At 47.9% G+C, this 6,172-nt stretch carries 7 protein-coding genes; 4 read left to right on the top strand and 3 right to left on the bottom strand.

Features of this window, described 5'->3' with window-relative positions:
• Positions 1–22 precede the first annotated feature (22 nt).
• Positions 23–274 (bottom strand): hypothetical protein, encoded by a 252-nt coding sequence (locus Q0393_RS08230; protein ID WP_298979355.1) that lies wholly within the window; start codon positions 272–274, stop codon positions 23–25.
• A 154-nt stretch (positions 275–428) separates the two neighbouring features.
• On the bottom strand, positions 429–3,047 hold the full coding sequence (gene secA / locus Q0393_RS08225; RefSeq protein ID WP_298979353.1) for a preprotein translocase subunit SecA: 2,619 nt from the start codon (positions 3,045–3,047) through the stop codon (positions 429–431).
• 121 nt (positions 3,048–3,168) lie between these two features.
• On the opposite strand from secA, the gene lolA reads away from it, so the two are divergent.
• The 4 genes from lolA (at position 3,169) to hemC (ending at position 5,691) form a co-directional block, all read left to right on the top strand.
• Entirely contained in the window at positions 3,169–3,681 is a 513-nt protein-coding gene (gene lolA, locus Q0393_RS08220; protein ID WP_298979351.1) for a LolA-like outer membrane lipoprotein chaperone, read from the top strand.
• A gap of 6 nt (positions 3,682–3,687) precedes the next feature.
• On the top strand, positions 3,688–4,248 hold the full coding sequence (locus tag Q0393_RS08215; RefSeq protein ID WP_298979349.1) for a low molecular weight protein-tyrosine-phosphatase: 561 nt from the start codon (positions 3,688–3,690) through the stop codon (positions 4,246–4,248).
• A gap of 64 nt (positions 4,249–4,312) precedes the next feature.
• Positions 4,313–4,765, top strand: coding sequence for an FxsA family protein (locus Q0393_RS08210; protein WP_298979348.1), 453 nt, complete (start codon positions 4,313–4,315; stop codon positions 4,763–4,765).
• Positions 4,762–5,691: a hydroxymethylbilane synthase gene (gene hemC / locus Q0393_RS08205; protein ID WP_298979347.1), complete on the top strand. Its 930-nt coding sequence runs from the start codon at positions 4,762–4,764 to the stop codon at positions 5,689–5,691. The genes Q0393_RS08210 and hemC overlap by 4 nt, the downstream gene beginning before the upstream one ends.
• An 87-nt stretch (positions 5,692–5,778) precedes the next feature.
• Here hemC and Q0393_RS08200 read toward each other — a convergent pair.
• Positions 5,779–6,172: ABC transporter permease (locus Q0393_RS08200; RefSeq protein WP_298979346.1), on the bottom strand; the 394-nt coding region annotated here is incomplete at its 5' end.

Raw genomic sequence — 6,172 nt, 5'->3', positions numbered from 1 at the left:
ATCTTTTAGAATTTTGAAATTCTTAAAAATTTAAAGGCGGAGTCTGCTTGCAAGCTCGCCCGCAATCGCATAAATTTAAAATTTCAAATGCCGCGCAGTATCCTAGCCGCGCACTAAATTTAAGTATCACGCGCTGATTGGCTTGCGTTTTGCCGCACGGCGCACTGTAACGGCGCTGCGAAAACAAGTAGCCAAAGGCACTAAGTGCGCTTTGAAATTTTAAAATTTCAAAACTAAAATTCCGCCCCATCGCGCAGCTTTGCGCGCCATCCACGCCGCCTCGCGATCAAACTCCCCTTTAAAATTTTATGGCGCCTTTCGCCTTCGACCGATCCGCTAAATACAAAAGCAAGGTCGAGAAGCGCCAATTGCGCAATACTCGCAATCGAAATCACCGATCGCGCGATATTTACGACCGATCGTCGCGCTTACCTTGCAAAGCCGCCTTTTTTCGGACCGCCCTTGCCGTGGCAGTCTTTGTATTTTTTGCCGCTGCCGCAAGGGCAAGGATCATTTCGCTTAGGCTTTTTATCGCCAAACTCGTCTGAGCCATTTAGCTGCGCTTCATTCGTGCTTGCGGCGGCGAGTTCTTTGGCGTTTGAGCTCTCCATGCGCTCCTGCATCGCGCGTTGCTCAGCTTCGATCTCCTCCCTAGATTTAAACTGGATCGAATGTAGCAAGCGGATGCTATCGGATTTGAGGCGCATTACAAGCTCCATAAAAAGATTGTAGCTCTCCTTTTTATACTCGGTAAGCGGATCTTTGTGGTTGTAGCCACGAAGTCCGATGCCCGCCTTTAGGATATCCATCTGATACAGATGCTCCCGCCAGTCGCGATCGACGATCTGCAAATAAAGCATCTTTTCGATACTTTTGCGCTGCTGCGGATCGATCGGCGCCATCTTGTTTTCATACGAAACGGCAAGCGCGCCGATGATCTTTTCTTTCAGCTCTTTGAAATCATCGACCTTCTCAAGCTCGCTGTTTTCGAGTACCTCGCCCGTTTCTTGAGCGATTTTGGCGACGATCGGGAATTTATCGACCTCTTTGATATTTGCGCCGTCGAAAATTTCAAGCTCCTCAAGCACGCTAGAGATGTACTCCTCGCGGTTTTGGATGATTTTATCTTTCAGATCGTAGTCGGGATCCAAAAGCTCGTTGCGATATTTATAGATCGTCTTGCGCTGCTCGTTTGCGACGTCGTCGTATTCTAGGATATTTTTACGCGCTTCAAAATGCAAGCTCTCTACCTTTTTCTGTGCATTTTCTACGGCGCGCGAAACCATGCCTGATTCGATATGTTCGCCGTCTTTTAAACCCAAGCGATCCATGATATTTTTGATCTTGTCGCTGCCAAAAATTCTAAGTAGATTGTCCTCCAAGCTTAAGAAAAACCTACTCTCGCCCGGATCACCTTGACGTCCGCTTCGACCGCGGAGCTGATTATCGATACGGCGACTTTCGTGACGCTCGGTACCTAAAATATACAGCCCGCCCAAAGCGCGCACTTCGTCGTCTATGCGGATATCCACGCCGCGTCCCGCCATATTCGTGGCGATCGTAACTGCGCCCTTTACGCCCGCGTCTTTGATGATCTGCGCCTCGCGCTCGTGATTTTTGGCGTTTAGCACGGAGTGCGCGATATTTTCTTTGACCAAAAGCTCGTGCAGCTTCTCACTCTTTTCAATCGACGCCGTGCCCACGAGCACGGGCTGACCTTTGGAATTTAGCCGTTTAATTTCGTTTATGACGGCGTCAAATTTCTCGCGCTCGGTCTTGTAGATAAGATCGTTTTGATCCTTTCTGATAACCGGCACGTTCGTAGGGATAGAGACTACTTCGAGTTTGTAAATTTGAGAAAATTCCGTTGCTTCCGTCTGTGCCGTACCCGTCATACCAGCGAGTTTTTCGTAAAGACGGAAGTAGTTTTGAAAGGTAATGTCGGCAAGAGTTTGGCTCTCTTCTTGGATCTGCACGCCCTCTTTTGCCTCAAGCGCCTGATGCAAGCCTTCGCTAAATCTGCGACCCTCGCTCAGGCGCCCCGTAAATTCATCCACGATTACGACCTGCCCGTCGCGCACGACGTAGTGTACGTCCTTTTCAAATAGATAATTTGCCTTAAGTGCTTGATCAAGGTAGTGGCTAAGCACGGCATTTTCAAGGCTATAGAGGTTATCGACGCCAAAAAGCTTCTCGGCTTTTGAAATTCCTGCCTCCGTAATCAAAACGGCGCGGTTCTTCTCATCTACGGTAAAATCACCCGTCGCCTTGCCTTTCGGATCGGCTGGCGCCTCGCCGCGGATCATTTGGCGAGCTACTTCGTTTGCCTTGATGTAGCCGTCTAAAGTGCGATTCGTAGGACCTGAAATGATAAGTGGCGTCCTAGCTTCGTCGATCAGGATGCTATCTACTTCATCGACGATTACGAAATGATGCCCACGCTGCACCTTTTCATCCGCGCTAAATTTCATATTATCGCGCAGGTAGTCAAAGCCAAACTCGTTGTTTGTGCCATAAGTGATGTCGCACGCGTATGCAGCCTTGCGCTTGGCGTCATCGTATTCTCCGCCTACGATCACACCGGTACTAAGCCCTAAAAATTCATATAGCTCGCCCATTTGCGCGGCATCGCGCTTAGCTAAGTAGTCGTTTACGGTCACGACATGCACGCCCTTGCCCTCCATCGCATTTAGCACTACTGCCAAGGTCGCTACGAGGGTCTTTCCTTCGCCCGTTTTCATCTCAGCAATCGCGCCGTCGTTTAACACCAAACCGCCTATCAGCTGAACGTCGAAGTGTCGCATATTTAGTACTCTTTTGCCAGCCTCTCGCACGATAGCAAATACTTCGTTAAGCACGTCATCCGTGCTCTTTTCGCCCGCGCGAACTTGCGCTCTTAACGCTTCAAATTCCGCCTTAAGCGCCGCATCGTCCATCGACGCGTAGTTTTCCTCGAGCGCACTGATCTGCGCTGCGCGCTTGGCGTATTGTTTGACGATCCTATCGTTTTTAGTACCAAAAATCCCGTGGATGACCTTTTTAAACATCTTGAACCTTAGTTTTAAAATTTTAACCGCGCATATTAACATATTTTTAGTTTCTATTTAATTAAATCCTAGAAAAACGGCTATAATACGCGCAAATTTTCAAATAATAAAGGCAAAATTTATGAAAAAAACTCTTATTTCTTTAGCGGCAAGCTGCGTTTTTGCGTTTGCAGGTGGGATAGAATTCAACACTCTGAGCGCAAATTTTTCGCAAACCGTGCAGAGCGACGATGCGAAAATCAGCTACGGCGGCGATTTTAGTGCCACGAAAGAGCACGCCGTGTGGCATTACAAGACCCCTACGATAAAAAATATATTTTTTAGCTTCACAAAGGTCGTCGTAATCGAGCCCGAACTCGAGCAGGCCATCGTCACGAATATCAAAGAAACGCCAAATTTAACGGCGATTTTAGCGAACGCAAAGCCCAATAAAAACGGCGTTTATGAGGCGAGCTTCGACGACGTGAAATATCTCATCGAGCTAAAGGGTGATCTGCCGAGCAAAATCAGCTACACCGACAAAATGGATAATAAAGTCGTCATCAATCTAAGCAACGTCCGCAAAAACGCGCCGGTGAATGAGGCGATCTTTAAGCCCACAATCCCGAAAAACTACGACATCATCACGCAGTAGGCGCGTGTGAGGCTACTTTTCGTCTGTCACGGCAACATCTGTCGCTCGCCGATGGCGCAGTCCGTGATGCAAAATTTCATTAATCAAAGCGGCCTAAGTGCGCGCGTGAGCGTGGATTCTGCAGCGACGCACGCCGACGAGATCGGCTCGTTGCCCTATTACGAAACGCAGCGCGTGCTAAAAGAGCAAAAGGTACCGCTCGTAGCGCATCGCGCCGTGCAGGTCACGCCCGCAGACTACGAGCGCTACGATCTCATACTTTGCATGGATGATGAAAATATGCGCTCGCTGGGGCAAATTTTTCGCGGCAAGGATATGGCTAAGGTAAAATTTCTTTTGGAATTTGCAGGGGAAAATTTTACAGACTGCGATCCGCCAAATTTTAAAGGCGCACTAAAACAAACCGACTTAAATTTAAAAGACGCCGGTTCAAATTTAACCCATCCCCGACGCCTACAAATCGCAGATCCCTACTACACGCGCGATTTTGAGCGCTGCTACACAGATATCAAGCGCGGCTGCGAGGGACTCTTGCGATACATTAAAAATTCAGACGGAATTTGCTAAAATCCGCGATTAAATTTTAGCGTCTTTAAAAAGGCGCGGCTTAAGTGATGATTCAAGGAAAAATATGTTTAGGCTTTTGATCGTTCCATATCTGATAATTGAAGCATTTACGACCTATTATTTCGTAAGCGCAAACGGCTTCGCGGCATACGCAGTAGAGATCGTCATAAGCGCGATTTTAGGCGGTTACGTCGTAGCAAACCGCTCGTGGATGGGCTTTTTTAATCTAATGAAAATCTCACCGAAAGAAATTTTAAGCGGCGTGGGCTTCGTAGTAGGCGGCGTCTTTCTCATTGCGCCTGGCATTTTCAGCGATATTTTAGGCGTTTGCATAATCACCGCGTCATTTTACTGCGTCACCAGCGACGTGCCTAAATTTAACGCTAGCAGCGAAAATTCCGAAAAAAGAGAGCGAAAATTTTGGCGACGCAGCCGCGCAAGCGACGACGTAATCGACGTAGAGGTGATCGAGGAGAACGAAATCGAGATTCGAAAAAGCATAGGAGAGGAAAAATGAAAAATTTGATCATCGCTACGCGCGGCAGCGTGCTTGCGCTGTGGCAGAGCGAGCACATCGCATCGCTGCTTGAAGCGCATGGCATCCGAGCGCAGCTAAAAAGCATGAAAACCAAAGGCGATAAAATTTTAGACACGCCGCTTGCAAAGATCGGCGGCAAGGGGCTTTTTACAAAGGAGCTTGAGGAGAGCATGCTTCGCGGCGAAGCACACATCGCCGTGCATAGTCTAAAGGACGTGCCCGTGGAGTTTCCGCAGGGGCTCGTGCTAGCGGCGATCTGCACGCGCGAGGATGTGCGCGATGCGATGATTAGCGAAAAATACGCCGAATTCGGCGAGCTACCCCGCGGCGCAAAAGTCGGTACCACGAGCCTTCGCCGCAAGATGCAGCTGCTTAGCATGCGCCCCGATTTAGAGATAATCTCCTTGCGCGGCAACGTCCAAACTCGCTTGCGAAAGCTTAAAGACGGAGAATTCGACGCGATCATCTTAGCGATGGCGGGCATCAACCGCCTAAATTTACGCGCCGAAGTAAAGTACGTAGCACCTTTTGAGGTCTCGCAGATGATCCCTGCGATGGGGCAAGGAGCGCTAGGCATCGAGGCAGTGGACGAGCCGCAAATCCTGCGCGCGATAGAGTTTTTAAAAGATGAGCGCGCGATCATCGAAACGACCGTGGAGCGGGATTTTGTCAGGGTTTTAGAGGGCGGCTGCCAGGTGCCGATCGGCATCAACGCGCGCCTTGACGGCGAAAATATCCACATAAGCGCGATCGTGGGCCTACCCGACGGCAGCGAGAGCATATGCCAAAGCATCGTCGCGCAAAAATCGCAATACCAAAACGTAGGCGCAGAGCTCGCGCGCGCTTTTATCGAAAAGGGCGCAAAGCAGCTTCTCGCACGCGCCGAGGAGATGGCGAGCCTATAAAAGGCGAAATTTACTGGGTTTTAAAATTTACAAAATTTCAAAATTTGCAAAATTTTAAAATTTCCGGAATTTATGGACTTTTTAAATTTATAAAATTTCAAAATTTTCATTAGTTATTAAGGTACATGGAACAATAAAAATTATGTTGACATTTCTAATAAAATATGTTATTATAAAATCATCAAGTGACATTGTAAAGGCAAGTAAAAATCCTGATATTATTCCCGGGAATATATCAGGAAATACCACCTTAAAAAATGCCGCAAGAGGCGTAGCTCCAAGGTCAAGAGCCGCCTCATATGTAACTCTCTCGGTCTGCTTAAGCTTCGGCATTACAGAAAGCAATACATATGGAATATTAAAAGTTATATGGCTTATAAGAATCGTCTTAAATCCCAGACTGATACCGAATGCAATAAATCCGAGCATCAAAGATATACCTGTTACAATATCGGCATTTAACATAGGGATATTGTTGACC

Source organism: uncultured Campylobacter sp. (genome assembly GCF_938015785.1).
Classification (GTDB): Bacteria; Campylobacterota; Campylobacteria; order Campylobacterales; family Campylobacteraceae; genus Campylobacter_B.
This window is presented reverse-complemented; position numbering and strand designations above follow the sequence as displayed.

Excerpts from the sequence above, each read along its gene's own strand:
- secA (WP_298979353.1), bottom strand. The coding sequence starts at position 3,047 with ATGTTTAAAAAGGTCATCCACGGGATTTTTGGTACTAAAAACGATAGG.
- lolA (WP_298979351.1), top strand. The coding sequence starts at position 3,169 with ATGAAAAAAACTCTTATTTCTTTAGCGGCAAGCTGCGTTTTTGCGTTT.
- Q0393_RS08210 (WP_298979348.1), top strand. The coding sequence starts at position 4,313 with ATGTTTAGGCTTTTGATCGTTCCATATCTGATAATTGAAGCATTTACG.
- hemC (WP_298979347.1), top strand. The coding sequence starts at position 4,762 with ATGAAAAATTTGATCATCGCTACGCGCGGCAGCGTGCTTGCGCTGTGG.